This is a genomic window from Streptomyces sp. WAC06614, from assembly GCF_003949795.1.
In the GTDB taxonomy this organism is placed as follows: domain Bacteria; phylum Actinomycetota; class Actinomycetes; order Streptomycetales; family Streptomycetaceae; genus Streptomyces.
In genome coordinates this window covers 1-740 of record NZ_RPRY01000757.1, presented here as the reverse complement: position 1 = coordinate 740, position 740 = coordinate 1, and the positions used below count along the sequence as shown (strand labels likewise).

At 71.5% G+C, this 740-nt stretch carries 1 protein-coding gene; it reads left to right on the top strand.

Translation table 11 applies throughout. The features are described 5' to 3' along the window. Positions 1 to 151: 151 nt before the first annotated feature. Positions 152 to 740, top strand: a 589-nt coding sequence (locus EF918_RS36330; RefSeq protein ID WP_148141381.1) for a TerD family protein, incomplete at its 3' end; no start/stop codon positions are given.

Genomic DNA, 740 nt, shown 5'->3' with positions numbered 1-740 from the left:
CGACGGGCGGTGGGCGGCCCGCCCACCGCCCGGCCCGGCCGCCCACCGCCCGTCGTGTACCAGCTTCGTCCCGGTCTTCGCCCGTTGTCGCCGTCAGCGGATAGCCTTCGGGGCACGCATTCATCGTCGGGATGGGGGACGGTCGTTACGTATGGCCAGGGAATTCCAACGCGGCCACAAGGCCAGGATCAGTGAGCTGACCGCCGGCACGGATCTGTACGTCGGCGTGCAGATCTCGGGCCCCGGGCTCAGCTTCGACATCAGCTGCTTCGGCCTCGACGCCGACGAGCGGCTGTCGGACGACCGCTACTTCGTGTTCTTCAACCAGCCGAAGTCGCCGGAGGAGTCCATCCAGCTCCTCGGGGCCCAGGCCGGCGACACCGAGTCGTTCCGGGTGACGCTCGACCGGATCCCGCCGCACATCCAGAAGCTGTCCTTCACGGCGACGATCGACGGCGCCGGACAGATGTCGCAGGTCGGCCCCGGCCACCTGCGCATCGTCGCGGGCGGCGAGGAAGTCGCCCGCTACGCCTTCACGGGCGCCGAGTTCAGCACCGAGCGCGCGGTGATGCTCGGCGACTTCTACCTCAAGGACGTCTGGCGGTTCGCCGCCGTCGGCCAGGGGTTCGACGGCGGCCTGGAGGCCCTGCTGCGCAACTTCGGCGGCGAGGTCCTGGAGGAGGAGGCCCCGGCCCCCGCCCCGGCCCCGCAGCCGCAGGCCGCCGCGCCGTCCTTCACCC